Source organism: Endozoicomonas atrinae (assembly GCF_001647025.1).
Classification (GTDB): domain Bacteria; phylum Pseudomonadota; class Gammaproteobacteria; order Pseudomonadales; family Endozoicomonadaceae; genus Endozoicomonas; species Endozoicomonas atrinae.
This window is the reverse complement of record NZ_LUKQ02000774.1, coordinates 1-523: the sequence shown is the minus strand read 5'-3', so window position 1 is coordinate 523 and position 523 is coordinate 1. Positions and strand designations below refer to the sequence as shown.

Below are 523 nucleotides of genomic sequence, written 5' to 3'. Positions count from 1 at the left end.
CGTTCCCCGCTGGACCAATGCCAACCTGCTGGATGCCTATAACGAGGCGATACTGGCGGTGGTGCAGAACCGGCCTGATGTGAACTCTCAGCTCCTGCCCTTTACCTGTCAGCCGCAGGCGGTGCAGTCACTGCCGCCCGGCACTTACCGGTTGCTGGATATTGTGGACAATCCATCCACAGGCCGGACGGTGATTGCCTCCACCCGCAGCAGCCTCGACAGTCTGTTGCCCAACTGGACGACAGCCACCGGTACGGATGTGGAACAGTTTGTCTACGACCAGAAAAGTCCGTCCGTGTTTTATGTGTACCCTGTGCCCCCGGCGGATCACCCGCTTAATCTGCTGGTCAGCCAGGCACCCGCACGAATAGCCATTACCGATTTTGACACCGACACCCAGTTATTCAGTCTGGATGAGCTGTGGATCAACCCGGTGATCAACTACATGCTGTTCCGGGCATTCAGCATGGATATGGAAACGGAAGCCAATATGCAGCAGGCGCAGAGTTATCTGGCCATGTTT

General features: G+C 56.8%; 1 protein-coding gene. It reads left to right on the top strand.

Annotation, left to right across the window (positions count from 1 at the left end):
- Nucleotides 1–523, top strand: a 523-nt coding sequence (locus AK963_RS34430; protein WP_066018863.1) for a phage adaptor protein, incomplete at both ends; no start/stop codon positions are given.